General features: G+C 56.5%; 26 protein-coding genes, 1 tRNA gene and 2 pseudogenes. 9 read left to right on the top strand and 20 right to left on the bottom strand.

Features of this window, described 5'->3' with window-relative positions:
* The first annotated feature begins 29 nt into the window (after nucleotides 1-29).
* A complete protein-coding gene (locus tag ASE98_RS02495; protein WP_060539833.1) occupies nucleotides 30-764 on the top strand; it encodes a phosphoadenylyl-sulfate reductase in 735 nt (244 codons plus the stop codon).
* A gap of 209 nt (nucleotides 765-973) precedes the next feature.
* Here the strand turns inward: ASE98_RS02495 and ASE98_RS02500 are convergent, their stop codons facing one another.
* Entirely contained in the window at nucleotides 974-1,897 is a 924-nt protein-coding gene (locus ASE98_RS02500; RefSeq protein WP_060539834.1) for a LysR family transcriptional regulator, read from the bottom strand.
* A 125-nt stretch (nucleotides 1,898-2,022) separates the two neighbouring features.
* On the opposite strand from ASE98_RS02500, the gene ASE98_RS02505 reads away from it, so the two are divergent.
* Nucleotides 2,023-2,769, top strand: a complete 747-nt coding sequence (locus ASE98_RS02505; protein ID WP_060539835.1) for a 3-oxoacyl-ACP reductase family protein — start codon at nucleotides 2,023-2,025, stop codon at nucleotides 2,767-2,769.
* A 141-nt stretch (nucleotides 2,770-2,910) separates the two neighbouring features.
* On the opposite strand, the gene ASE98_RS02510 is transcribed toward ASE98_RS02505, so the two are convergent.
* The 12 genes from ASE98_RS02510 to ASE98_RS26410 all read right to left on the bottom strand — a co-directional run bounded on the left by ASE98_RS02510 (nucleotide 2,911) and on the right by ASE98_RS26410 (nucleotide 13,376).
* Nucleotides 2,911-3,606 (bottom strand): HAD-IA family hydrolase, encoded by a 696-nt coding sequence (locus ASE98_RS02510; protein ID WP_060539836.1) that lies wholly within the window; start codon nucleotides 3,604-3,606, stop codon nucleotides 2,911-2,913.
* Nucleotides 3,607-3,791: 185 nt separating this feature from the next.
* Nucleotides 3,792-4,157, bottom strand: a complete 366-nt coding sequence (locus ASE98_RS25470) for a hypothetical protein (protein WP_082457455.1) — start codon at nucleotides 4,155-4,157, stop codon at nucleotides 3,792-3,794.
* A 100-nt stretch (nucleotides 4,158-4,257) separates the two neighbouring features.
* Nucleotides 4,258-4,470, bottom strand: coding sequence for a hypothetical protein (locus ASE98_RS02515; RefSeq protein WP_060539837.1), 213 nt, complete (start codon nucleotides 4,468-4,470; stop codon nucleotides 4,258-4,260).
* A 129-nt stretch (nucleotides 4,471-4,599) separates the two neighbouring features.
* Complete coding sequence (locus ASE98_RS26875; protein WP_177336940.1) at nucleotides 4,600-4,767, bottom strand: hypothetical protein; 168 nt, start codon at nucleotides 4,765-4,767, stop codon at nucleotides 4,600-4,602.
* Between the two features lie 47 nt (nucleotides 4,768-4,814).
* Nucleotides 4,815-5,294: a glycine zipper domain-containing protein gene (locus ASE98_RS02520; RefSeq protein WP_060539838.1), complete on the bottom strand. Its 480-nt coding sequence runs from the start codon at nucleotides 5,292-5,294 to the stop codon at nucleotides 4,815-4,817.
* Between the two features lie 112 nt (nucleotides 5,295-5,406).
* On the bottom strand, nucleotides 5,407-5,775 hold the full coding sequence (locus ASE98_RS02525; RefSeq protein WP_060539839.1) for a glycine zipper 2TM domain-containing protein: 369 nt from the start codon (nucleotides 5,773-5,775) through the stop codon (nucleotides 5,407-5,409).
* A gap of 405 nt (nucleotides 5,776-6,180) precedes the next feature.
* On the bottom strand, nucleotides 6,181-6,369 hold the full coding sequence (locus tag ASE98_RS02530) for a hypothetical protein (protein ID WP_060539840.1): 189 nt from the start codon (nucleotides 6,367-6,369) through the stop codon (nucleotides 6,181-6,183).
* Between the two features lie 145 nt (nucleotides 6,370-6,514).
* Nucleotides 6,515-6,835 (bottom strand): YbjQ family protein, encoded by a 321-nt coding sequence (locus tag ASE98_RS02535; protein ID WP_060539841.1) that lies wholly within the window; start codon nucleotides 6,833-6,835, stop codon nucleotides 6,515-6,517.
* Between the two features lie 296 nt (nucleotides 6,836-7,131).
* Nucleotides 7,132-8,454 (bottom strand): DUF1329 domain-containing protein, encoded by a 1,323-nt coding sequence (locus ASE98_RS02540; RefSeq protein ID WP_060539842.1) that lies wholly within the window; start codon nucleotides 8,452-8,454, stop codon nucleotides 7,132-7,134.
* A 274-nt stretch (nucleotides 8,455-8,728) separates the two neighbouring features.
* Nucleotides 8,729-11,974 carry a hybrid sensor histidine kinase/response regulator gene (locus ASE98_RS02545; protein WP_060539843.1) on the bottom strand — a complete coding sequence of 1,082 codons (3,246 nt, stop codon included), beginning with the start codon at nucleotides 11,972-11,974 and terminating at the stop codon, nucleotides 8,729-8,731.
* A 71-nt stretch (nucleotides 11,975-12,045) separates the two neighbouring features.
* A complete protein-coding gene (locus ASE98_RS02550; RefSeq protein WP_236707767.1) occupies nucleotides 12,046-13,155 on the bottom strand; it encodes a response regulator in 1,110 nt (369 codons plus the stop codon).
* 35 nt (nucleotides 13,156-13,190) lie between these two features.
* Nucleotides 13,191-13,376 carry a hypothetical protein gene (locus tag ASE98_RS26410; RefSeq protein ID WP_156465465.1) on the bottom strand — a complete coding sequence of 62 codons (186 nt, stop codon included), beginning with the start codon at nucleotides 13,374-13,376 and terminating at the stop codon, nucleotides 13,191-13,193.
* A gap of 267 nt (nucleotides 13,377-13,643) precedes the next feature.
* On the opposite strand from ASE98_RS26410, the gene ASE98_RS02555 reads away from it, so the two are divergent.
* Nucleotides 13,644-14,462, top strand: a complete 819-nt coding sequence (locus tag ASE98_RS02555) for a winged helix-turn-helix domain-containing protein (RefSeq protein ID WP_082457456.1) — start codon at nucleotides 13,644-13,646, stop codon at nucleotides 14,460-14,462.
* The gene (locus tag ASE98_RS02560; protein ID WP_060539846.1) at nucleotides 14,455-15,003 is read left to right on the top strand and encodes a hypothetical protein; all 549 of its coding nucleotides are present in this window, start codon (nucleotides 14,455-14,457) and stop codon (nucleotides 15,001-15,003) included. Before ASE98_RS02555 ends, ASE98_RS02560 begins: the two co-directional genes overlap by 8 nt.
* Here ASE98_RS02560 and ASE98_RS02565 read toward each other — a convergent pair.
* The 3 genes from ASE98_RS02565 to ASE98_RS02575 all read right to left on the bottom strand — a co-directional run bounded on the left by ASE98_RS02565 (nucleotide 14,998) and on the right by ASE98_RS02575 (nucleotide 16,299).
* Nucleotides 14,998-15,447 carry a response regulator gene (locus tag ASE98_RS02565; protein ID WP_060539916.1) on the bottom strand — a complete coding sequence of 150 codons (450 nt, stop codon included), beginning with the start codon at nucleotides 15,445-15,447 and terminating at the stop codon, nucleotides 14,998-15,000. The two genes, ASE98_RS02560 and ASE98_RS02565, sit on opposite strands and share 6 nt — an antisense overlap.
* Before the next feature lie 268 nt (nucleotides 15,448-15,715).
* Nucleotides 15,716-16,048 carry a type II toxin-antitoxin system HicB family antitoxin gene (locus tag ASE98_RS02570; protein WP_060539847.1) on the bottom strand — a complete coding sequence of 111 codons (333 nt, stop codon included), beginning with the start codon at nucleotides 16,046-16,048 and terminating at the stop codon, nucleotides 15,716-15,718.
* Nucleotides 16,045-16,299, bottom strand: coding sequence for a type II toxin-antitoxin system HicA family toxin (locus ASE98_RS02575; RefSeq protein ID WP_060539848.1), 255 nt, complete (start codon nucleotides 16,297-16,299; stop codon nucleotides 16,045-16,047). The genes ASE98_RS02570 and ASE98_RS02575 overlap by 4 nt, the downstream gene beginning before the upstream one ends.
* Nucleotides 16,300-17,453: 1,154 nt before the next feature.
* On the opposite strand from ASE98_RS02575, the gene ASE98_RS02580 reads away from it, so the two are divergent.
* The gene (locus ASE98_RS02580; RefSeq protein ID WP_060539849.1) at nucleotides 17,454-17,837 is read left to right on the top strand and encodes a DUF2513 domain-containing protein; all 384 of its coding nucleotides are present in this window, start codon (nucleotides 17,454-17,456) and stop codon (nucleotides 17,835-17,837) included.
* A gap of 137 nt (nucleotides 17,838-17,974) precedes the next feature.
* On the opposite strand, the pseudogene ASE98_RS02585 reads toward ASE98_RS02580, so the two are convergent.
* Nucleotides 17,975-18,475 (bottom strand): annotated as a pseudogene (locus tag ASE98_RS02585) (phage portal protein); the annotation flags it as partial.
* Between ASE98_RS02585 and ASE98_RS02590 the strand changes: the two are divergent.
* A pseudogene (locus ASE98_RS02590) lies at nucleotides 18,473-19,108 on the top strand (site-specific integrase); the annotation flags it as partial. The pseudogenes ASE98_RS02585 and ASE98_RS02590 overlap by 3 nt on opposite strands.
* Nucleotides 19,109-19,220: 112 nt before the next feature.
* Here ASE98_RS02590 and gapS1 read toward each other — a convergent pair.
* Both gapS1 and ASE98_RS02600 read right to left on the bottom strand, forming a co-directional pair.
* Nucleotides 19,221-20,804, bottom strand: a complete 1,584-nt coding sequence (gapS1, locus tag ASE98_RS02595) for a GapS1 family protein (protein ID WP_060539850.1) — start codon at nucleotides 20,802-20,804, stop codon at nucleotides 19,221-19,223.
* 250 nt (nucleotides 20,805-21,054) lie between these two features.
* Nucleotides 21,055-21,144, bottom strand: a tRNA-Ser gene (locus ASE98_RS02600).
* A gap of 308 nt (nucleotides 21,145-21,452) precedes the next feature.
* Between ASE98_RS02600 and ASE98_RS02605 the strand changes: the two genes are divergently transcribed.
* The 3 genes from ASE98_RS02605 to ASE98_RS02615 all read left to right on the top strand — a co-directional run bounded on the left by ASE98_RS02605 (nucleotide 21,453) and on the right by ASE98_RS02615 (nucleotide 24,679).
* Nucleotides 21,453-22,142, top strand: a complete 690-nt coding sequence (locus ASE98_RS02605; RefSeq protein ID WP_060539851.1) for a crotonase/enoyl-CoA hydratase family protein — start codon at nucleotides 21,453-21,455, stop codon at nucleotides 22,140-22,142.
* Nucleotides 22,143-22,576: 434 nt separating this feature from the next.
* Nucleotides 22,577-23,299: a lysophospholipid acyltransferase family protein gene (locus tag ASE98_RS02610; protein WP_060539852.1), complete on the top strand. Its 723-nt coding sequence runs from the start codon at nucleotides 22,577-22,579 to the stop codon at nucleotides 23,297-23,299.
* 408 nt (nucleotides 23,300-23,707) lie between these two features.
* Entirely contained in the window at nucleotides 23,708-24,679 is a 972-nt protein-coding gene (locus tag ASE98_RS02615) for a magnesium and cobalt transport protein CorA (protein ID WP_060539853.1), read from the top strand.
* Nucleotides 24,680-25,003: 324 nt separating this feature from the next.
* Here the strand turns inward: ASE98_RS02615 and ASE98_RS02620 are convergent, their stop codons facing one another.
* A complete protein-coding gene (locus ASE98_RS02620; RefSeq protein ID WP_060539854.1) occupies nucleotides 25,004-25,732 on the bottom strand; it encodes an amidotransferase in 729 nt (242 codons plus the stop codon).
* Nucleotides 25,733-25,788 lie beyond the last annotated feature (56 nt).

Consider the following 25,788-nt stretch of genomic DNA (forward strand, 5'->3'; position numbering starts at 1 on the left):
GCGCCACCGACCTGTAGGAAGCCGCCCTGATGAGCCCAACGTTCGACGTCGTGGAACTCGCCACGACCTATGCCAACAAATCCGCCCAGGACATCCTGAAACTGGCATTTGCCGAGTTCGGTGATGACCTGTGGATATCCTTCAGCGGTGCCGAGGACGTGGTACTGGTGGACATGGCATGGAAGCTGAACAAGAACGTCAAAGTGTTCAGCCTCGACACCGGCCGCTTGCACCCCGAGACCTACCGCTTCATCGATCAGGTGCGCGAGCACTACAAGATCGAAATCGAACTGGTGTCCCCGGATTACACCAGGCTCGAACCGTTCGTGAAGGAAAAAGGCCTGTTCAGTTTCTACAAGGACGGTCACGGCGAATGCTGCGGCATCCGCAAGATCGAGCCGCTGCGGCGCAAGCTGTCCGGCGTGAAGGCCTGGGCCACCGGCCAGCGTCGGGACCAGAGCCCGGGAACCCGCAGCGCCGTCGCCGTGATGGAAATCGACTCCGCGTTCTCCACCCCGCAGCGCACCCTGTACAAGTTCAACCCGCTGGCGCAGATGACCAGCGAAGAGATCTGGGGCTACATCCGCATGCTGGAACTGCCTTACAACAGCCTGCATGAGCGCGGCTTCATCAGCATCGGCTGCGAGCCATGCACCCGCCCGGTGCTGCCGAACCAGCACGAACGCGAAGGCCGCTGGTGGTGGGAAGAAGCCACCCAGAAAGAATGCGGGCTGCATGCCGGGAACATCATCGGCAAATCCTGATTCCACGCGTTCTGCGGACGAGTGTGGACGCGAGAAATTAGCGATTGGCAGATAGACCGAGGCGCTGCCATCGCGGGTAAGCCACGCTCCCACAGGACCGCGGACGTTCGATAATTTAGTCCCACCCACCCCTTCAAGTCTAAACATACAAGCGTGGCTTGGTCCGGGCGGCGTTCCGACGATGGCAGCGCCTCGGTCTGTTGCCTGACTCAAACCGCACTAAATCGCCGCCCCAACCCCTGCTCGGCAAACTGTTCAATAATGAAATCGACAAACGCCCGGGTCTTGCCCGGCATCAACTTGTGCTCGGCGTAATAGATGGAAATGTTGCCGTCATCGACATACCAGTCCGGCAGCACTCGCTGTAAAGCACCTGCCTCCAGGTACCCCACCGCGAACGGCATGCTCACCAGCGCAATGCCCAACCCTTGGGCTGCCGTGGCACAAGCGGCTTGCGAATCACTCAGGGTCATCCGCGCTCTGAGACTCAACGGACAATGCTGCTGGCTTCGGCTGGTCAACTGCCAGGAACGCACCCTTCCGGTCTGCGGCGAGCGGATCAGGATGCCATCGTGAAGCTTGAGATCATCAGGCTCAACAATCGCGGCATGGCTCGCCAGGTAATCGGCGGACGCCACCAACACCCGATGCGCCGGGGTCAGCTTGCGTGCCACCACCCCCTGGGGCAGTTCGAACCCGCCGCCGATGGCCGCGTCGAAACCCTGGGCGATAAGGTCCACCTGGCGGTTATCGAAATGCCAGTCCGGATTGATCGCCGGATAGCGCCGCAGAAATTCACCCAGCAGCGGCACCACGTACAGGCACCCGAACACCGTGCCCATGCTGACTTTCAACGTTCCCGCCGGACGCCCTTCGGCGCTGGCCAGGTTGGCCACGGCATTCTGGATGGTTTGCAGGCTGGCGCTGACTTCGCCGAGAAACAGCTGACCGGCCTCGGTCAGCGTCAGGCTGCGGGTACTGCGCTGGAACAACCTGACCCCCAGGCGCGCCTCAAGCTTGGCAACGCTCTTGCCCACCGCCGCCGGGGTCAGGCTCAAGCGCCGCGCCGCTTCGGCAAAGCTGCCGACCTCGGCACTGCGCACGAAGCATTCGATACTGCTGAAGGTTTCCATACAAGCCACTATAAACTTCTGGTTTACTCAGACTATAGCAATTACCGTCTACACAGCCTGTAATCCTTTATCGATACTAGGCTCCATCAACCGGGACATCTCGCCTCGGGAAGTTGGAGATCGATATGACTACTCAGAATCTCAGCGGCAAAGTGGCCTTGATTCAAGGCGGCTCTCGCGGCATCGGCGCGGCCATCGTCAACCGCCTGACCGCTGAAGGCGCAACCGTTGCCTTCACTTATGTGAGCTCCACGGCCAAGGCCCGGGAACTTCAAGACAGCATCACCGCCAATGGCGGCAAAGCGCTGGCAATCAAGGCTGACAGTGCAGACGCCGAGGCTATCCGCAACGCCGTGACCGCCACGGTAGAAGCCTTCGGCCGCCTGGATATCCTGGTCAATAACGCAGGCGTACTGGCCGTCGCGCCGCTGGCGGAGTTCAAACTCGAAGACTTCGACCAGACCCTGGCCATCAACGTGCGCAGCGTATTCATTGCCTCTCAGGCGGCGGCAAAATACATGACTGAAGGCGGCCGCATCATCAATATCGGCAGCACCAACGCCGATCGCATGCCCTTTGCCGGTGGCGGCCCCTATGCCATGAGCAAATCGGCGCTGGTCGGCCTGACCAAAGGCCTGGCACGCGACCTTGGGCCCCAAGGCATCACCATCAATAACGTGCAGCCTGGCCCGGTCGACACCGACATGAACCCGGCCCATGGCGATTTCGCTGAAAGCCTGATTCCGCTGATGGCCGTGGGTCGCTATGGCAAAGCGGAGGAGATTGCCAGTTTCGTGGCTTACCTGGTCGGTCCAGAGGCCGGTTACATCACCGGGGCCAGCCTGACCATAGACGGCGGTTTCGGCGCCTGACTCAGGCCTGCTGACGCCAAACCAATTGTGGGAGCGGGCTTGCTCGCGAAGGCGGAGTGTCAGAAACATCCATGTTCACTGACACTCCGCCTTCGCGAGCAAGCCCGCTCCCACAGTATTTTGCTGCATAACCAATAATCGTCAGGTCCATTCAAGCGCCGGCAAGCCACAAACACCCGGCTCGAACGCCTTCAAGCTACGCAGGATGCCATCGGCATGGGCGTACTTTTCATCGGCCATCGCCGCATCGGGAATCGCGATCGCCGTCATCCCCGCCGCTTTCGCCGCCGTGACGCCAAATGGCGAATCTTCGAACACCAGGCAGTCCTGCGGCGCAACACCCAGGCGACGCGCCGCCGTCAGGAAGATATCCGGCGCCGGTTTGGCCGCGCCAACCTCCGGGTCATCGGCGGTGACGATGAAGTCGAACATGGCAAACCAGTCGCGATGCAAGGTGGTTTTCTGGCTGAACGACTGACTCGAGGAACTGGTACCCACCGCAATGGGGATGTTGTTGGCCTTCAGATGCCGGACCAACTGCTGTGCACCAGGCATCGCCTGCGCCCCGGGAAAACGCTGCCGCATCAGGGGTTCGCGGATCACCAGGAATTCTTCAGCGGTGATCGGCAGCTCCAGCGCCTCGACGACATAGCGCGCCAGATCACCTGCACCGCGTCCGATGATGTTCTGTTTGATGCTCCAATCGAAAGTCCGGCCATAACGCGCGGCAATGATGGACGTGACTTCGGTGTAAATGCCCTCGGTGTCCAGCAGCAAGCCGTCCATATCGAAGATCACAGCTTTGATCGGGCCGAACTCTTTGAGCGGTGCATTCATCACGTCTGATCCGTTTCCAAAGGCATCCCGGATGGCCCAGACAGGGGCGCTTCCAGGTGGATTAAAGGTTTCAGCAGCATAGCGAGCCAAGATGGCCCAGGGCAATGCGAAATCCTGCAGTTCGCCAGCCAGATAGCAAGAAGCCCGGCATCAGCCGGGCTTGTGCATTGCAAAGTCACGCCGCACTAACCTCCCGTCCCCCCTCCTCCACTGCCGGTGCCACCGCCGGCACTTCCCGTGCCGCCACCACTGCCCCCGGAACTGCCTGAACCGCCAGCCCCGCTTCCGGAACCACTGCCCATCGTATTTCCCCCACGCATCGGCTCACTGCCCGCACCTGGATTGGTGCTGCTGCCATTGGCATCGGCACCATTACCGCCACCGATAGAACCCGGCGGCAACGCATTCTCAGGCCCCGGGCCGGCATTCATTTCCGTGGATGGTGGCATTCCGCCCTTATCGACGGGGGCGCCGTCTCCGGCAAACACCGCCCATGAACTGACCGATAACAATCCGGCCAGCGCCATGCCTGTCCATTTTGATTGGTTCATGGTGCACCTCCTTTAAAGGTTGCTTACCTCACTTCTGGCAGCTGTCACTTTTCAAGGGTACCGCTCAATCGAGGAGCGCAAATGCAGGACAGCAAATCCATCAGCGCGGTTCAGCCGAGCCGTCCTCGCCCGCATCGTCCGGGTCAGAGGGAATGGCCTCGACATCACCGCGCTCCACATTATCGTCAGGGACTTGCTCGACGCCTGCCTCATCGTCGGGCGGACGTTGATCGCGACTCAGGGAATCGGTCGGGGAAGGCAACGGGTACTCAGGGGTTTCGTCAACGTTGGTATCTTTTGGATCGGCGTTCATCTCGCACCTCTCAAGGGGCCTGAAAGGCAGGCCTTGATACTTCGAGGACGGAGCGATGGGCACGTTCGCCCGGGGAGACAATCGGTCAATCAAACATGAAAACGATCAGTGGTCATCGTCTTCCTGGGCTTAATTTTCTTCGTACCCGATATTGCCCACGTCACCCGCTTCATCCGCATCGTTGAGCGGTACGGTCGCATCGTCCATCAATGAACCCGGATCTTCGTTGCCGGGATCATTGATGAACGGTAGTCCGCCTGGGCCTTTTTCTTCTTCGCCTTCGGTTTCAGGGGTCATGGCATGCCTCACACCCGCCAGAGACAGGGCTCGTGGTTACTGTCGTATCAGTGATGCTTGTTATGGTGCTTGTTTTTGTTTTTGTGCTTATGACCGCCGCCGGAGTGGGAATTGTCGTTGTCGCTGCCCAGGTTGTTGCCGATGGCACCACCAGCTGCGCCACCCAGACCGGCACCGATGGCCGAGCCGGTCGAGCCGCCCAGACTGTTGCCGATTATCGAGCCACCCGCCGAACCCAGGCCACCACCCACGGCCGCCTCAGTGCGACTGCCTTTGGGTGCCGCGACCGCGCTACCTGCCGCGCCGCCAAGGCCGGCGCCGACCGCGGCACCGGTACTGCCGCCCACTTGTCCACCCACAACATTACCCAATACGCCGCCAAGCCCAGCGCCTACCGCCGCGTCGGTATCACCCGACGCCAGGGCCACCGGTGCAACCAACATGGCGAAAACCAGGGCGGGCAACGTCAAGCGTCGTGCATTCAGACTGCCATTTGCGCATTTATTGTTGTTGGGTACGGGCTTCATGGTGTGCCTCACTTTCTTACGGGGAATGTAGTTTTGAGCCGTTAAACTGAATTTCGTTCATCAACGAAAAAGCCCGGCATCAAACCGGGCTTTTTCGCAGGATCCATCGGGATCAGTGATGCTTGTGACCTTTGGCCATGTTGTTGCCCACGCCGCCGCCCAGTGCACCACCAAGGCCTGCGCCGATGGTCGAACCGGTCTTGCCGCCGAGGCTGTTGCCGATGACCGAACCACCGGCCGCGCCCACGCCGCCGCCTATGGCAGCGCTGGTGCGGTGGCCTTTTTTGGCGGCAACGGCACTGCCTGCTGCACCCGCGACACCCGCACCAATCGCAGCGCCCGTGCTGCCACCCATTTGGTGGCCAACAACGTTACCCAACGCGCCACCCAGGCCGCCACCCAGCGCAGCGGTGGTGTCGCTGGCCATTGCACCTTGAGCAACCAAAAGCCCCAGAACCAGAGCGGGCAGTGTTAAACGCATGACAAACCTCAAACAATAGGATTAAGCATAAGGGGGCGAGATTGAATGCTTTCGCGCAGACAAAGTCCAGCATGCCGGTTCAACTTCGCCGGGCGACAGTTGGACAGCATTATCGGGAAAGGTTTTATCACACGCAAAAAAAAGCCCGCTGGGGAACGGGCAGGTATTGCTTTCTAACGGATGAGCTCAGACTACTTAGGGGCTTGTGAAAAGTTTGTGAAAAAAAGTACCGCTGGTCATCCGATAAATAATTCTTCACCTATGAAAAACCCCGCTCAATGACGTAACGCTGTTCACTTAAGCTGGGGCACACACATATGTGGCGAGGGGGCTTGCCCCCTCGCCACATGTGTGTAACCCGCTACGCTCAATGTCGCTCAATGACGGGGTTTGTTGGTGGCTCAATCACTTCCTGATCGGCGCCGCGACCTTGGGCAAAAACTTGCCCTTGAGTACCCGGCAGGCTCGGCTCCTGATCTTGTCGACCTCGATCTTGTCTTCTCCGAAGCCGGATACATAGTGCGTCTGGCCACACTGCACAAAATTGTTGATCGGAAACTCTGCGCCATCGTCTTCGATATATGGATCAGCCATCACTTCACCCCTCTCAAAAACGGGATCGACACCGGCAAGCCCTTTGCCTGAAAAATATCGACCACCAAGTTTTTCAGACTAGCCGGTCACTACTGGACTTGTAATTCACAATCCTCGATCCCCGACGAATGGCCGATACCGTGGCTCATCTCAATTTGACCGCCGTTCCTGTTACAAAAACCACCACCATCCCCCCCTTGCCGGCGGGCATGCTGATTTCATAATCGAGCCCTACCACTGCATCCGCCTGCAGTGCCCGCGCCCGGTCCTTGATCTCTTCAGTCGCCTGAATGCGCGCTTCCTGCAATGCCCGCTCCAGGGTCTGGGAGCGCCCGCCAAAAATGTCGCGCATCCCGGCAAACATGTCTCGGACAACGTTGATGCCTTGTACCGACTCGGCGCTGACGATGTCCAGGTAGGCGGTGATGGAGCGGCCTTCAACGGCGTGGGTCGTGGTTGTGATCATCGGATTTCCTTGTTGTCCGGGTAGTGAGCCAGCGCAGCAAAAACCGGCAGCCTCAGCCAATCGCACGAAGACGATTGCGTTCGAAAGTGGCGGCCAGTCTACAGGTGTAACCAAACAGCCTGAAGACCGACTCTGCCCGGCAAGGCCGACTCGCACGCGAGAGCAGTACAACGCGTGGAAAATATCACTGGGTAGAAACCGAAAAACCCCCGACTTCCTGGCAAAGTCGGGGGTTTTGTCTGGTCGAACTGGCGGTTTATCAGCCTTGCAGGTTGCGGTGTCGTAACGCCCCGAGCCTAGCGAATGCCGGCACCGGCCATGGACTCTGGAATCCACTGCGCCGTTGAAAGCGGATCGGTGTAGCGGATACCACCATGGGGGCCTACCACGCCATTGATGTTGTAGGTGCCACGGGACAGATCGTAAGTCATGAAAGGAGTGGCATCCGGAACCTGCTGGTCATAACTCTGACTGAGGAAAGCAAAGGAGCCACGGTATAGCTGGCCACCGGTGTCGTACTGATCGGAAGCCACAGCGGCCCAGGTATCTTCATCCAGGTAAAAGCGGCGCTTCTGGTAGATGTGCTTTGCACCGGGCTTGAGGTTGCCCTCGACGACGTAGACCCGGTGCTTTTCCCAGCGTACGAAGTCCGGGGAAATGAAATTGGGAGTGGTCAGCGACTTGGCTTCCCGTGCGTAGGTCAGTTTGTAAGTGTTGTAGGGCACAATCATTTCTTGCTTGCCCACCAGCGTCCAGTCGTACAGTTCCAGGGCACGGGCTGTGCCGGGGTTCGGCGTGTCGTAGGCGAGGATCGAAATCTGTTTGACCCGGCGCTGGGCCGGCATGTACTGCCAGGCACGGCCAGGGCGCTGCAGCGGGTTGGTGGCGTTCTTGAGCATGATCGACTCGCCAGCTCGCCGCGCAGGTGCGCTATAGGACAGTTTTAACTGGTAGTAGATGTCAGAGTTGTCGATGGGCTTCGACATATTTTCATAAATCGGAAAGGAGACGAACGCCTCGCCCGTCACAGCCAGGCTCGGCACTCCCGACGTGTCGACGCTCCAGGAGTCGTACTTGGAATGGATGTTGACGCCCTGGTAGCGCAGCAGGAAATTCCACATCGCCTCGGCGCCCGATTGCGGGATCGGGAACGGCACACCAGGCAGTACATTTTCGAAGGCGATGCCGCCATTGAGGGACCTGGCACCGGTGGCGTTCTTGCGGCTGTTTTCCTGTACCGCCTGGGGCAGCGCTGCGGTGCGATGGGTCGGATACACGTCAATGCGGTAGCCGGGATAGCGCCTGGCCAGCTCGACGGTGGTGGCCGTGAGCATGCCCTTGTACTGGTCAATGTTCTTGCCATTGATCACCAGCAACGGTTTTTCGTCCGCAAAGGGGTCCGGGCGCATGCTGTCGCCGCTCTTGAAGCCGGCCGGGGCCGTTTTCAGGCCACCGCTGTAAGGTGGGATGGAGCCATCGGCATTACCGGTTTTTTCAGCGCCTACCAGAGTCAGGCTGGTGCCCAGCCGGGCCGCTTCCTGACTCGATACCAATGCCTGAGCATCAATCGCCACACTCAGCAGGAGTGAAGCAGCCAGAAGACTTTTCACGAATTTCATATTGTTATTCTCCGGCCTGGCGGACCAGGCACTTTGTACTCAGGCGCAGCAGTCGCATCCGTCGGCTCAAGCGGCAGTTCGCTGTACACCCTGCCTCAGATATCGGCCTTCCAAGGCTGGCAGTGCATTCAAACAGGACTGGAAAACTCTTCGCGTTGCGCCGGCTTGCAGTTGCTCGCCCGGTTTAGGTCGCCTTGTGAGCGACCAGACTGGCTCAATCGCCAGATGTTTTTTTATGGCTGACATTAAAGAGCCCCCGAATCGAGGGGGCTTTTCATTCGACGACAGGCGCTTGGCTATTGATGACAGCACCCGACGATCCCGCGGACGCCCTCGCGCCCGTGGTGGCTTGCGCCAGGACCAGCAGCGCGTTTTCAAAGTCGTACTGTTCGATGGCGCGATTCAGCTCACGGAAATGCTCGGGAAAAACCGTGGCCAACAGTGCTTTGTGCTCCTGCAGCAGTTGTTCCGCTTTCGGATTGTCGTCACGCAGCAAGGCATCCAATTGAGCAATCACCGTATCGCCCAGCGACAAGTCAACCGGACCGCATACCGTTGCCACCGGCTCGGGCAAGGCCCGGGCAATGCTGGTTATCTGTCGCTCCAACAAGCCCTGCAGCGACTGCAGAGTGTCGATGGAGGCCGCGCCATGGCGGCCATCGACATCTTGGCGCAACTGCTGTTCAAGGTTGTTGGCGTGGCGCTGCAACTCGTACGCGCCGATCATCCCGGCCAGGCCCTTCAGCGTATGCGCCAGGCGCTCGGCGGTGGAACGATCGTCTCGCGCCAGCGCGTCGCGTATGTCCTGCATCGTGGATGACTGGCTCGTGGAAAATCCGCGCAACAGGCTGATGTAGCGATCGGGTTTGCCCTGCACCGTGCGCAGGCCCACCTGGATATCGAGACCGGGAATGGCCGCCGGCAGCACGTCAACCAGGGACCCCGTACCGACCGCTCCAGCTCTCAGCGCACAAGGCGCCACGCCGGTCGGTTTGATCCAGCGCAACAGCGTGCGAAACAGCACCTCTGGATCGATCGGCTTGGCGACAAAATCCACCATGCCCGCGCTCAGACAACGCTCCCGATCAACCTGCATGGCGTTGGCGGTCATGGCCACGATCGGCAGATCACGCTTGCCTGGCAGATCCCTGATGGCCCGCGCCGCGCTCACGCCGTCGAGTACTGGCATCTGCATATCCATGAGCACCAGGTCGTAGTCAGCCGTTTGCACCCTGGCGACAGCAATTTGTCCATTGTCGGCGATATCCACCAGCAAGCCGGCGTCGGTCAGCAATTCTGTCGCCACCTGCTGGTTCAGTTCGTTGTCTTCGGCCAGCAGGATTCTCGCACCACGGATCGTTGCCATGGCGTCCTCCACTGCCCCATCGTCAGGCATTGACTCGACTTCACCCTGCGTGTTGCTGAGCAGTTTGCCCATGGCGTCAAACAGCGTGGAGGGGCTGACCGGCTTGACCAACACGGCCTCCAGCCCGGTGTCGCTCGCATCGGCCAGCAAGTTGTCGTGGCCGTAAGCCGTCACCAGCGCCATGCGCGGCACCTTGCCAGCATGCCCACGCTTGATCAGTTTCGCCGTCTCGATGCCGTCCATGCCTGGCATCTGCCAATCCAGCAACACGACATCAAATGGCGTGCCTGCAACATTGGCGTCGCGCAGTGCTCCGATGGCCATCACCCCCGACTCCGTGCTGAGTACCCTGAAGCCCATCTCGGTCAACATTTCCGAGAGGGTGTGTCGGGCGCTGGCATTGTCGTCCACTACCAGTACCCGGCGACCATGCAGGTCCGGGCGTTGAAGCTTTCTGCGCGCGGTGGCCACAATGCCGACACGGGCCGTGAACCAGAAGGTCGAACCCTGACCGACAATGCTGTCCATGCCGACCGCACCGCCCATCAACTGAGCGAGTTTTTTCGCAATCACCAGGCCCAGGCCGGTGCCGCCGTACTTGCGGGTAGTCGAGGTGTCTGCCTGCTGAAAGCTTTGAAAAAGACGCTGCATCTGCTCTTCAGACAGACCGATGCCGGTGTCCTTGACCGCAAAGTACAACAGCGCATCGGACTCGCCGCGCTCCTGCAGATTGACCTCGATGGTGATCTGGCCGCGCTCAGTGAACTTGACGGCGTTGCTGGCATAGTTGACCAGAATTTGCCCCATGCGCAGCGCGTCGCCCAGCATCACCGGCGGGACATCGCGGCCTACATCGAGGATCAACTCCAGATTGCGTTGCGCGGCGCGGGTCCCGACCAGATTCACCACATTGTCCAGCAGTTCCTCAAGAGTGAACTCGCCCTGGTCGACGTTAAGCATGCCGGCTTCAATCTTGGAAAAATCGAGCACGTCGTTGATGATGCCCAGCAAATGCCTGCCGGACTGCTGGATCTTCTCGATGTAGTCGCGCTGACGAGGATTCAGGTCGGTTTTCAGCGCCAGGTAGCTCATGCCGATGATTGCGTTCATTGGCGTGCGGATTTCATGACTCATATTGGCCACGAAGTCGCTTTTGTGTTGGTCGGCGATTTCAAGCTGGCGGTTTTTTTCCTGAATCTCGATGAAAAAGTGCCGCAACTGCTCACTGGCTTTGTTCGTTGAATCGATCAGATCCCTCAACTTGTCGGCCATAATCCGCACACGACCCAACGCACTGTTGGCAGGCGCTTGCGCAATCGATACGCCCAAATTGCCGGTAGCCAGCTCGTTCAACACCCGATTAAGTTCGCCAGGAGCGCCCCCCAGCAATTCGAGGATCTGTCTGCGCCCGAAATAGATCAGGAGGCAAAACTCGGCAATCAGTAGCAGCAAAATTGCCACAAACAGGTTCTGCGCAAAATCAAGGGCACTGTTGGATTGAGCCACTTCCCGCGAAGTCCGAGCGTCCATCAACCCGAAGAACTCATCCACCGGCTTCATGATCTGTGCCTTGAAGGCATGGTACTGGGGGCTATACAGAAGTTCCCGGGCCAGCGGCAGGTCAGGCTCGCCTTCCACCGTGTAACTGCCCCGGACATTGGCAAACCGGCCCTTGACCGCGTTCATCGCCTGAACCTCAAGGCGCACCAGATTATCGGAATGGGCCTGGGCGTCCGTGAGCTTGGCGAACTCCTCATCGGTGAACCCTTCGCGCCTGAGCAGCGTCAGCAAGGCCACCGGCGCCTCATCGGGGCGTGGCTGCCAATCGCCCGCCGCGACAAAGTCCCAGTAGATGCGGTGATAGTCCTTGGGACGTGGCGCATCGCCTTTGCGGATATCAATGATCTTCAGGTATTGGCGTTCAAACTCCGGGTTCACCGTCACCACATAAGTACGTGCCAGGCGGGTCAATTCATCGGAGCTGCGGCGCAGTTCTTCGGCCAGTAAATAAGACCGGTAACGCTTCTCGCTGGCTGCATGGGCATCGTATGCCGCTTGTTTGATGCTGATGAAGGTATAGAGCAGACCTGCGAACGTAATCGCGATTGCAACAAGTACGTACTGGATGACTTTCGAACTTTTGGTTGATTTCATTTTTTTTGTGTTCCTGACGCCAGTACATACCAATCATGATTTTAGGGGAAAGCCTGGAGTCGCTCCGGCCCCTACTTTGGCTCTTCGCTATCGGTGTCGGCAAAGCACCGGGCAATCTGTTCGAACTGTTCTTCCAGGACCTTGAACGCCGCAACCACGTCCGGATCAAAATGCCGACCGGCCCCGTCATAAATGATTGCCGCCGCGGTCTGGTGGCTCATTTCCGATTTGTACACGCGCCGGCTGATAACCGCGTCGTAGACGTCGGCGAGCGCCATCAGGCGGGCACTCACGGGAATAGCGTCGCCGACCAGGCCACGGGGATAGCCGCTGCCATCCCATTTTTCGTGGTGGCACAGGGCGATTTCCTTGGCGATGCGCAGGAAGGGAACCTGCGCGCCCAACAACTCTTCGGCATGGACCAGCGCCTGATAACCCAACTGCGCGTGAGTCTTCATGATTTCGAATTCGGCCGGCTCGAAGCGCCCCGGCTTGAGCAAGATATGGTCAGAAATACCGACCTTGCCAATGTCGTGCAGGGGAGCCGATTTGAACATCAACTCAATGCTCTGCTCGTCCAGATCCGCACTGAAGCGCGGGTGATGGCGCAGTTCCTCGGCCAGCGCCCGCACATAATGCTGTGTTCGCCGCAGGTGGTTGCCCGTCTCGTTGTCACGGGTCTCGGCCAATGACGCGAGCGCCAGGATGGTCACGTCATGGGTGGCTTGCAGCTCGCGGGTACGCGCCATCACTTGCTGATCGAGAAAAGTATTTTGCAGGCGCAACTGATCGGTCGCGACCTTCAGGCGAATCTGCGTCTGCACCCGCGCCAGCAGTATCGGCGGACTGATCGGCTTGTTCAGATAGTCGCTCGCACCCAGTGCAAACCCCAGGCATTCATCCTCGTCCTGGCTCCTGGCGCTGAGAAACAACACCGGCACGTCACACGTTTTGGGATCTGCCTTGAGTCGACGACAGACTTCATGACCATCCATTTCTGGCATCATCACATCCAGCAAAATCAGATCGGGTATGGTTCGATCGACAATGCGCAATGCCTGCGCACCGCTGGTAGCGACACGCACCTGGTAATGCTCCTGCAGCAACTCACTTATCAGGCGCAGGTTGGCCGGCACATCGTCGACGACCAGCACGGTGGGTTTGTGGGGTGGGAGACTCAACAGAACTTCCTTACGGGGGCTCACGAATGCCCGGCTCAAACAGCCAGTGCAAACGCTGGTGCCGCAAATGCACGAACAAGAGACAAGCGACGCAAAGTCGAATTTGTCATTGCCGTCAGTAACTCACGCCCCGTACCAAGCTGCTCTGAATTGGACTGAGCCGCATCCGGCGCAACGCTGAAAAGCGCTGAAAAATTCTGATCCGCACCCTGCAGAGCCATACCCCGCCTGCTTCCCGAACATTTGCAGCCAGTACTTTGCGCATGCTTCTCAGCGCTGGGCCGAGACGCGCCTGCGCACGTTCATAAGCTTCGCAAAGGCGACAGCCTCTTGAAAAATTTCGCTCGTGTTATACTCACCAGTTAGAATACGGGAACAATAATGACCACAAATATCCCAAGCACTGTGTACAGTTCCCAAAAATCCACGCCCGAAATAACTCACTGTCCGCCGCGAAGAGCTCTCGCCATGTTCAATTCGGAGCTCGCATGAGCAGGATGTTGATCGACAGCCGACTGGTCTTCGACGAAGACAACTTTCTACTTTTTCTTGCCGACGACGCTTCCGTTGAGCCTTATCGGCTCAACGCGATTTCCAGTCGTTGCCTGGCCCAGTTACTCAGGTCCAATGGTTCTGTAGTACGCAAACGCGAACTTATCGCCGGTGCCTGGGGGCAATATGGACTCGAGGTGACTGATAACAGCCTGGCGCAGGCCGTGCGGCAACTGCGGGTGGCCATCGACAGGTTCCAGCCAGGCCTTGACCTGATCCAGACCCATCCTCGTATCGGCTACAAACTTGCCGAGGGCGTTCAGATTGTCGAACTGGCTGCGGCACCACCAGCGAACGACAGCGACAATCCCTTGCCCTGCGACGAGCCCTTGACCGAAACAATGGCACCCGCGGCCTTCCCGACTCATGCCCCTGCCGCAGCGCCATCGGCACCCCGAAGAAGCAGAGTCGGCATAGCCTTGATTCTGGGCGCCGTCACGCTTTGGGGGGCCCTGGTATTTCAGCTGACTGCATCCTGGTATGCGCAACCATTGCGTGCCCAGCCATTCGACTTTGCCGCGCCGCAAGCCATGGACAACACCCGGGTGCACTTGCCCAGCGGCGTCACCATCCCGCCGGAACGGTTGCAGAGAGTGCTGCACACGGGCAAACAGGTAGCCAACTGGATGGGAATGGCCAACGACAGCAGGCATCTGTACCTGCTGCCCGATTATCTGGGTCGCCACTTCCTGCTGTGTGCAGGTGAAATGAAAACTGCCAACAGCCAATGCATCGGAGTAAATCTGCGTGATTAGCCTGAACAAGCGTTGGGCCTGGTGCGCGGCTTTTGTTGTGGTCAGTGCGGCCTGCGCCTGGGCGGGGGCGCGCTGGGGTCAACACACGGCCGGACTCGATCTGATGTGTACCGCAGAAAGCGTGTACGCACAGCGTGGGGCAAAACAGTCGGAATTGGTGCTAGCGCGTTTAAGTGTGGATCTGAATAAAGACAAACTCAGCTATCTACGCATGGCCATTGAACGCGTTGACACCGACCAGGGGCGCATAACAGACGTCATGCAGCGCTACAGCACATTCACGGCAAAGCGTGAGGGTGACCGCTTGCTGGTTCAGGTCAAGGAAGCAGGCAAAGGCCAGACAGATACACAGTTGCCTTTTGAATATCCCAGACTCGGACTCTTCATTTTTCAGCCAGGCTCCAGCCTCAGCTATCGCCTACGGGTACTCGACGAATCACATTATCTGATCGAAAACGGGACCGAATTGATTGTCCTGTGTAACCGCAATCGCGACGTTGTGGCAGATAAAAGCAGCGAAACCCGCCCTTCAACGCTATAACGCCTGGATGCCAAGCTCCTCATGCAGCAGTTGCACCAATTGCTCCGGGTCGAACGGCTTGAGTAAAAAATCGACGACATCCAAATGCATGGCATCGATGGCATCCCGAACACCCGCATCACCGGACATGATCACAATGGGCATCTGCGCCCGGTCTGATTCGCGAATATTGCGTATCAGCGTCAAGCCACTTTGCGGATGCATCCGCAGGTCAGTGATAACCAGCCCGATGGACTTGTCAGTGGCAAGCCAACTCAAAGCCTCGGCGACACTTGCGGCGGCCAGACATGAAATACCATTGAGCTGCAGAATTTCAGCCAGCATCTCGCGGGTAAACTGATCATCCTCGACGATCAGGACCGTTTGATGGAGCAAATCTGTTTCGTGCATGACGGCATTGATTGCTTCACGCTCGGCATCACTCAAAATTTCGTAATCGGACATCATCCCCAACCGTCTGCAGTCGCTGGCCACCTGGCTGTTTTGTTGCCTGTGCCAGGCGATTGCATTAACGCATGCAGTCCGTGAGCCCGCTGTGAAAAGGCATGAATCGTCTCAGGGTTGGGGATGAAAAACGCTGAAAGCTTCTGCTGTATCCCCGAAAGTGGCGGTTGGGGTCAGAGCAAGATAAGGCGGGCGTGGTTGCGCGAGTTGCGATTCGGTTCCAGCATTTTTACATAAAACTGGTTTATCGCCTTTACTGACCTTCGCCTCAGGCATGCGCCTCTCGATCAAGAACGTCCGCCACCCATTGATTGATGCTCTTGTGAGCTAACTGCGCTTTAACCGCGACTGTTGCGTGGAGCGCAGGCGCCAAGCGCAGGCTGATATTGCCTGAATAGGGTTTTTGCGGTGAACGTCCGAGCTTGGCGCACGTTTCCAGATAATCAGTGACCGCCTCTTCAAATGCAGCTCGAAGCTCTTGGACTGACTCGCCGTGAAATCCAACGACATCCTTGATGCCCGCGATATGTCCGACAAACAGGCCATCTTCATCGCTGTACTCAATTCGGGCGGCGTAGCCGTTGTAATTCATCACGTTCACGGAGTAACTCCTGCTTGTTCAAGGAAAGCCCGAGCATCACGTACCTGATAGGGCTTGGCTTCTTTGTCAGGGTGGGGCCGATGAAAGGTGGCGACCACGCCATTGAGTTCAAAACGTACTCGCGAACCATTACCTTCAATGGTCCTGGCCCCTGCTGCACCGAATAAGGACTCGATACGAGCCCATTCCAGGGTGGCCGGGACGGGCCTTGAGAACACGGCTATCAGGGTGCTGAGCTGCTTATTGTTCATGGTATTATATCATGATACCGCGCAGGGTTTAGCAACGGCGAATGTGATCGCTGCTGCGCGAAGTGCCCCTAGAACACTCGCTGAAAAAAAACGCCAGTCCCAGCATTGGAAGGGGCGTTTAGTTACCTGAGGTTCAAATTCTGATTCGGACGATTACAAGAATATCCGGTGACTCCCGTTGCAGCTTGTAGGCAACATCCGAGAGTTGCGTAAGGGGTCCGCTTGCTGTGCGGTGGGTATACAGATGACATTACAGCGCCATCTCACTCTTACTGACTGGAGTCATTCGACAGCACTTTCAGGAGAGAGCCAGCATGCCCTCGAATCATCGTTCTTCAGACGCCAAAAACCACAAACCCCCGACTCTCTCTAGGAAAATCAGGGGTTTGTGTTTACTAAATGTGGCGGTGAAGGGGAGATTCGAAAGTACCCGCACCCTCGATCGCGCAACCAAAGGCCCGGAATACAAGGGTTCCAGCGATGCCTTCCGAACGAACGCATTCCCATGCCATTCCCACGGGCAGCAATGTAAACCTCAATACGCGTGCGCATCACCTGTATAGGGGCCTGATTTCCAAAATCTAGAGGGGGGCAAAAAAAAGAGTAACATCAGTAACCTCGCACGATTTTCAGCCGCAAACCTTTGAAATACATAGATTTTTCTTGAATCGGAAAAGGTAATCTTTAAGTAATATTGAAGTAATCTGATTACTCTATATAAACGTAATCCTTCGTCGCAGTGAAAGCCTTATAAATCAATACCTTACAAATTAATTACCTTTTCAGTTACTCCACTGTTACTCCTTTTTGTAATCCTCAAGCCCACGGAATACGTGGCCTCCAGACTGAAAGCTCAACACTGTTACTGAAATTACTCTTTCTCAGACCTCCCCCCTCCCCCTCAACAGAAAAGCCTCCAGCCCCTTCAACGGAACACCCTCTCGGTGCAGGGTTCCGCAGGCTTTTGCCCTCCTCAAAACGCCAAGCAAGCGCCCAGCCTGAGCAGCCGAGAGTGGTCCGCAGGGTTGCAGAAAAAACGACACATTTAGCCCGCAGGCGTGGCGGGGGGACGACTGCGCGCGCCAGGTGCAGAAGGTGGTTGCATGACATCTGCCCAACCGGCAATCTGGTCCTCCCCCCTAGGAGAAATACGCATGCGCCGCGACATGGACCTACTCCGACTGCTCCTACTGAAGCTTGAAGCTCTACACGACGAGGCTCACTCGATCTACGTGTACGAGTATGAGGAGCTTTTGATTGATGGCTACACACAAGACCAGGTGGCCTACCACTTAGACTTGGCAGTAGAGGCGGGATTGATTGACACGGGCGGTAGCGGGGTCATGAACGGCTTCATGTTCCGTCGCCTGACATGGGAAGGCCACGACTTTGTTGACGCGGTTCGAGATGATGATATTTGGAAAAAGACACGCCAAGGAGCCAATGCAGCTGGCGGTTTCAGCCTGGAACTCCTCAAAGACCTAGCCAAAGGATTCATCAGGAAGAAGATTTCTGAGCACACCGGCGTTGAAATCTAAAAAAGCAGATGCAACAAGGCCGGCCCCACTTGTTGGCAGGCCGGCCTTGAGGTGTTACTTGGTTGTAGCCTTGTAGATCAGGACCGTCAGATATGCGGCTTTAAGCGCATAGCAGACTTGGATCAGATACCGATGATTCACCCTTGCCCCGGTACCTCATAGGGCAGGAAGCTAACCACCTCCTCTCCCAGCCAGTCATTGATCTGCAGCAGCGTGGCTTGCTCCGGTTCCAGCTCGTTGACAGCCCAAACCTGAGCCGCATCGCGGATCGATCCAAACCCCCCAGCGTTTTGCGGAACCACACCCATCAGTTGAGGCGGAATCCGCAGCATGGCGAGCTGATCATCACGGCTGATGTTCTTGATCGCACCGAAGTCGTCCTTGGCCGCGACCTCGCTGATAGGGATCAATTGCAGGCCGTCTTTCTTGCCACCAGGTGCGTACATAAACAGGTTGCGGAAGTTGCCCGGGCCTTTGCTGTTCTTCATCGCCGTTCGTAAATCGTTGACGAAGTCCTCGTTCTGGGCAGCGTCGGTCATGTACATGATGAAACCCGCATGACTGCCGTTCTGGTAATACTTGCGGCGGAACAGCGTGGCGCTTTCATTGAGCAACGCGCTCTGCAGAGCCGGGAGCCAACCAACCGCACACAAGAGTTGCTGATGGTGCAGTTCATAATTTGGGCAGGCCCCCGTGTGTCGGAAACCATCGCGCTGGCTTGGGAGGACGTCGATCTGAAACAAGGGACGGTGACTTTTCGTCGGTCAAAAGTGCGTGGAGCCTATCGAGTGACGAAAACCCGGCGCTCGACGCGCAAGGTGCGCCTGTTGGAGCCCGCGTGGGATGCGCTGCGCAAGTTGGACGCAATCAATCAGCTCAAGACCGTGGACACAGTCGATATCGTCGAGCGTGACAACAAGACAGTCCGCAAGCACAAGCTGCACTTCGTTTTCCTGAACACCAAGAGCGGCCTGCCACACGTCAGCGACTTTGTCGTGAGGGATAGGTTCTTCAAGGCGCATTTGAAAGCGGCCGGCGTTCGCTATCGCGGTCCTGGCCAGTGCCGCCACACCTACGCCAGCCAGCTGCTGACCACGGGCGTGGCCTCGGTCGACTGGATCGCCGAGCAGATGGGCCACACCAGCGCGAACATGATCCGGCAGCACTATGGCATGTGGATCAACGAGGATGGCCCGGACGTTGTCGGCATGCTTCAAATCGCATTAAACCTACAACCTGTTACTGAAACGACGATGGGCGAGATCGTATAGGAAAAGTGGACCCGATGAACTTAAGGTCCACACCTATTCGTACTTATTAATGAGAAATCAAGTCAATTAACGCGGTAAAAAAAATAACAATAAAGTCTATTTGGATATTGCACTAACGGTTAAACTGACGGTGCAACATCTCCATAACAAACATCCGTTTCCGAATCAACTCCGCGGACAATCCTTGCCAGACAGCTTTATTAGCATCCAATTCCGTTTGAAAAAACTCCAGCCACTCATCTGCCTTTTGGTTAAGTATTGGAACGCCGCTAATTTTTCCAGCAAGTTTATCTTGAACTATATGATCCATCGTAAAGCGCTTTCCTTCAGGCGTCTTCAGCATTTGAGCACAGTCCATTACAAAACTATCTAGTCGAACATCACCGGAAGATACAGCCTGCAGAATATTTTCGACTGCATCCACGGTTACAAACAATATATTATCAAACGGAACAGGAATATGAGCGTACTTTTCAAACACTTTCGCTTCAAGTCCCGGGTCAATAGCTCTAATTATATCTTCCGCCGAAGCAAACCAAAAATCCTCATGAGTAACTACAATGCAAGCGAATTTGGCAGCCGCATACTCTTTAGTCATCCTCAATCTGTAAACACTTTCCTGACACTGCTCTATTCCTTTTATAAAGCTGTCAGCCAAACTCCTCTTTAGCACTTCTGGATCAAAGACGGATGAAACTATATCACCAGGCTCAATGGCTTTAGATTCAAAAATAATATTTACGTCGCCCGAAGCTAAGAAGTCAGCCATTTTCCCCCTAACCACACTATTATCTCGGCAACACTGATTAAGCTGCTCTTCCGTATGATAGGTAAGCGTTGAGGCCCGGAGTAAGCTGCCTAAGTAATGCTCCATAGCGGGACCAAAATAATCTTTGTATCCCCACCCTTTGACTTTCTTAAACAGATCCGGAACCAGCGTTCCAACCGCCCTAGAGAATAACTTTGAATTATAGATAAAAAGATTATCACCATCCAATAACACAGGCTTTTTTCTGAGAGGGGTGGTTTGAAAATACTCACTTTGCTGATGCAGTCCCCCATTAACTTTATGATCCTGAAAAAATTCGGGAAGGTCCTGGCTTCGTATGGCAACTAATAAAAAATATCGAATTATACTTTTTAGCGAAATAGTAGGAGACAGATTAAATATTAGTTCATACAAATTAATCCCAATGATACCTTTAGCGCCATCTGCAACACATACATCCAAATACAAACTAATCAGATAAAATTCTTTGAGAGACAACCCATGCAACTCTAAAAATTTTTCAGCGAACGGCGTTGCTTCATCAGAATACCAAATCATCTGCCGCGTCATCGCTTTGATATCAGGAAAAATCTGCCCTTGATACCAAGTCTGCTGTAAGACCATCGGTCGCATCATCAAATGGATATCACCCAGCCCTATAGGACACGCCAAATGTTGCATACGAAACAATCTATTAGCAAGTTTACTAAACTCTGCCTTTACCATATTTCTGTTTCCACCGTTGCACTCTTGCATGGCGAGCTTCAGTAAAAACAGGCAAATCCATGGCATACCACTTGCGGGGCGTTCTAGCGTCTGCGACCAGTGAAGGTGATCAATTACATGCTGAAGAACAGAGCCTGACTTATAAACACTCAGCTCACGTCTAATTTTTTTGATTTGCGCATCATATTTTTCTGCCGTCATTCTCTTAATCCCTTAAAAAATAAAAACCAAATACTAGGACGCTGACGAGGTGGGTAACTACTCAGTCACTGAGATCTTCAGTTCGGACTCAACAGTGCGCTGGCTACCAGAGTCCTTCCCAGCGGGGGAGCATGGACCAAAACGCCCAACGCATTCCCATGAATATTCCCATATCGCCCTTTTTCAGACGCCAAAAACCACAAACCCCCGACTTTCTCTAGGAAAATCAGGGGTTTGTGTTTACAAAATGTGGCGGTGAAGGAGAGATTCGAACTCTCGATACAGTTTCCTGTATACACACTTTCCAGGCGTGCTCCTTAAGCCACTCGGACACTTCACCGTATCTCTTCAAACAAGTTCTGTCTGTCGAGGCGCGCTAATGTAGTCGAAAGCTTTTCCGATGGCAAACATTTTTTTGAGAATTTTCATGCGCTTAACGCAATTCGCCATTTGCGGGCAATCAGGGACATGGCAAACCGGTCAATCTCCGTCTTCACGCCCTCCTCTATATAGAGAGCAAAGCACGGCCGGCGCGGCGGGCTACCTCAGATAGGCGGGGAAAGGGTGACTGGCGGGTCAGTCACGGCGCTTTACCTGGCCTGCAGCGGTGGGTAACGTCTGCCCATCTTTATTGAAAGGAATGGCGTCATGAGTGAGTTGATTTCCTACCATCTCGAAGACGGTATCGCGACCCTGACCCTGAGCAACGGCAAGGTCAATGCCATCTCGCCGGACGTGATTGCCGCGTTCAATACTGCGCTGGATCAGGCGGTGACTGATCGTGCGGTAGTGATCATTACCGGGCAGCCGGGAATTCTGTCCGGCGGCTACGACCTGAAGGTGATGACCGCCGGCCCTAAAGAAGCCGTGAGCCTGGTGACCGCTGGCTCGACGCTGGCCCGTCGTCTGTTGTCGCATCCATTCCCGGTGATCGTGGCATGCCCTGGGCATGCAGTGGCCAAGGGCGCCTTTTTGTTGTTGTCAGCCGACTATCGCATTGGTGTCGAAGGCGCGTTCAGCATCGGATTGAATGAAGTGCAGATCGGCATGACCATGCACCACGCAGGGATCGAGCTGGCCCGCGATCGACTGAGCAAGGCGGCGTTCCACCGCTCGGTGATCAACGGTGAAATGTTCACTCCCAAGAGCGCAGTGGATGCCGGCTTCCTTGACGTCGTGGTCACGGCCGAGGAGTTGCAGGGTGCCGCGCTGGCAGCGGCTCGTCAGCTGAAAAAAATCAACATGACGGCGCACAAGAATACCAAGCTCAAAGTGCGCAAAGCCTTGCTGGAAACCCTGGATAACGCTATCCGTCTGGATCAGGAACACCTGGTTTAAGCCGTAAAGCTGACACAGTGAAAGCCCGACCGTCGTGTCGTAATGCTGTTCACTTAAGCGGGGCAATACACCTTCTGGCGAGGGGGCTTGTCGGACCGCCGCGTTGGGCCGCGAAGTGGCCCCAAAACCTGCCACCGAGGCGTACCAAATACACCGTGTGCAATGGTTTTACGACTGCTTCGCAGCCGAACGGGGGCAAGCCCCCTCGCCACATGTGTGTGCCCCAGCTTAAGTGAACAGCATTACGACCGTCGTGTCGGGCTTTTTTCTTGCAGGTGCTACTTATAAGCCTGGAACCGCTCTACTTCGCAGCTGACCAACAAGTCGGAAACATGCGTACAAACATCGGCCATCTCCCAGCTCTATAACGGCAATTGCCGAAAACAGTGCACATCCGTACACTGCGCCACCTTTTGTCCCGGTGGGGCCTGTAAATGCTGTTTGTTTTGCGTATGTCGTTGATGGGGCTGCACTTTATCGTGGCTGGTGTGCTCGGGGTGATTCTCGGCCTGTGCCGGCCGTTCAACCCGGACAACAGCCGACTGTGCGCGCGCCTGTACGCGTGGCCGGCCATGTGCATTTTGCGCCTGCGGGTGAAGGCCGAGGTCGGGCCCCTGATAGACAAACCCGACAGCTGCGTGATCATCGCCAATCATCAGTCCAACTACGATCTTTTCGTGTTCGGCAACGTGGTGCCGCGCCGCACCGTGTGCATCGGCAAAAAGAGCCTGAAATGGGTGCCTCTTTTCGGACAATTGTTCTGGCTGGCCGGCAATGTGCTGATCGACCGTGGCAATGCGCAGAAGGCGCGCCAATCGATGCTGACCACCACCCATACCCTGCAGAACAAGGACACCTCGATCTGGGTCTTTCCGGAAGGTACGCGCAATCTGGGTGAAGAGTTGTTGCCGTTCAAGAAAGGCGCATTTCAGATGGCAATCGCCGCCGGGGTGCCGATCGTGCCGGTTTGTGTGAGCAGTTACGTCAAGCACATGCGCTTGAACCGCTGGAATAGCGGGAAAATTCTGATTCGCTCGTTGCCGGCGATTCCTACGGCCGGGTTGAGCCTGGATGACATGCCGTTGCTGATTGACCAGTGTCGTGAGCAGATGCGTGAGTGTATTGAATCGATGGATCGGCAGTTGCAGGCCGCCTGAAGAAATCCGCTGGTTCAAAGTACAAATCCATTTCTGCGATAACGGCTACTGGCGGTTCCGCCCATAGAGCGGGCCCAAAGTAACCAAAGGGCTTAGCCCACCGCCATCGCAAGCAAGCTCGCTCCCACAGGGATCGAGCGGCCACACAAAAGCTGTGGGAGCTGGCCTGCCAGCGATAAGGCCGGCACTTCCACCATCAATGTCGCCTGACCTACCGCCATCGCGAGCAGGCTCACTCCCAGTAGCCGTTTGCGCAGAAACGGTTATATACACAATCAACATTCCCCCCACCACCCGCGAACTCCACAGATTTTACTGACTCTTAAACACCAGACCCGGCTAAGCTGACTACCGCCTGCCACTGTCATCTTTGCTTACATAGCTGCCACCAAGAAGTGAACCACCATCATGGGTAGAGTTGTTGCTGCTGCGGTTTATAGCGCTGGTAAAAAAGTCACCAATATCACCCTCGACGAAGGCGCGGCCTGGGCTGCAAAGCCTGATCACTTTGTCTGGATCGGTCTCGAAGAGCCAGACGCCCAGGAGCTGGCCAACCTGCAACGCCAGTTCAACCTGCACGAACTGGCCATTGAAGATGCCCTGGAGAAACACAGCCGGCCCAAGCTGGAAACCTTCGGCGATGCGCTGTTCATTGTTACGTACTCGCCAATCCGCAACGAAGGCAAACTCCAGTTCATCGAGACGCATATCTTTGCCGGCAACGGCTACATCATTACCGCTCGCAACGGTCACTCAGCATCCTACGCCTATGTCCGGCAGCGCTGTGAGGCGCGCCCGCTGCTGCTGGAGCACGGGGAAGATTTCGTACTCTACGCCCTGCTCGACTTCGTGATCGAAAACTACCAGCCCATGGGCGAAGCGATTCATGCCGAAATCGACGAACTGGAGCGCAACGTCCTGTGCAGTGCGTTGAATGAGCGCGATATCCAGAAACTCCACGGCCTGCGTCGAGATGTACTGCGCCTGCGCCGATACGCCGCGCCGATGGTAGAAATCGGTGAGGAACTGCAAAAACTCAACTTCCCGTTCATCGACAAGAACATGCGTCCGTACTTTCGCGATGTGCAGATTCACGTGACCCGGCAGATGGAAGATCTGACGACCCTGGCGGATATTGCCAGCCAGACGATCGAGATCGGGGTGCTGCTGGAGGCGTCGCGTCAGAGTGTGGTGCAACGCAAGTTCGCGGCGTGGGCAGCCATTCTGGCGTTTCCGACGGCAGTCGCGGGGATTTACGGGATGAACTTCCAGAACATGCCGGAGCTGACCTGGCACTACGGGTACTTCGGGGTGCTGGGGTTTATTGCGGTGGGGTGCGTGGGGTTGTGGGCGAGTTTCAAGAAGTCCGGCTGGCTTTAGAACCAGGCGAGCCCTTCGATGGCGTTGCCAGGCATTGTGCCTGGCCGCAATCCCCCCCTGTAGGAGCGAGCAGGCTCGCGATGGTCGTTAACGATAACGTGGGGAGTCTGGTTCCCCGCGGTGTTCTTGAGTCCATCGTCGGAACGCCGCCCGGAGCCTGCTCGCTCCTACAGTTGACCGCATACCCCTGTAGGAGCGAGCAGGCTCGCGATGGTCGTTAACGATAACGTGGGGAGTCTGGTTCCCCGTGGTGTTCTTGAGTCCATCGCGAGCTTGCTCGCTCCTACAGTTGACCGTATTCCCATGTGGGAGCGGCGTTTGCCTTTAAACAGCTTCTGACTGTGGTTTATGCGCCACAAACCGCATCATCCACTCGGCCACCGTAGTGCCATGGTGCTCCTGCTCAAGGCTGGCAATGCCTTTGGAGTAGACCGGCTCGCCCAGTACTTGCTGGCGTATCTCCAGCAATGCCCGGGAATAGTCGTGAATGAACTCAGGATGGCCCTGGAAGCACAACACCTGATCGTTGATGTGGTACGCGGCAAAAGGGCAGAAATCGCTGGATGCGATCACTGTGGCATTTTCCGGCAGTGAGGTGACCTGATCCTGGTGACTGATCAACAGAGTCAGTTCTTCGCGCACCGGACTCATCCATGGCGCCTTGGCTGCCAGTTTGTAGTTGTGTGTGCCGACGCCCCAGCCCTGGGTCGCCCGTTCGCTCTTGCCACCGAGCAGCAGCGCCAGCAACTGATGGCCGAAACACACACCCAGCAGTTTGTCGCCGCGCTCGTAGCGGGTCAGCAGATAAGCTCGCAGGGTTTCGATCCACGGGTCGGTGCCGAAGGAGTCGGCCTTGCTGCCTGTCACCAGATAGGCGTCGAAGGTCAGATCATCACTTGGATATTCACCTTGCAGCACGTTGTAGACGGTGAATTCGGCGGCAATCGGTTGCTGCGAAAACAGGTGTTTGAACATCTGCCCGTAGCCCTGATATTGGTCAACCAACTCCGGACGCAGGATGTCGGTTTCCAGAATGCAGATGCGTAACGACATAAAAAATACCTGACACGTGATGGGAATAATGCACACCCCAGAGCCTGCCTTGAAAC

Source organism: Pseudomonas sp. Leaf48, assembly GCF_001421885.1.
Lineage (GTDB): Bacteria > Pseudomonadota > Gammaproteobacteria > Pseudomonadales > Pseudomonadaceae > Aquipseudomonas.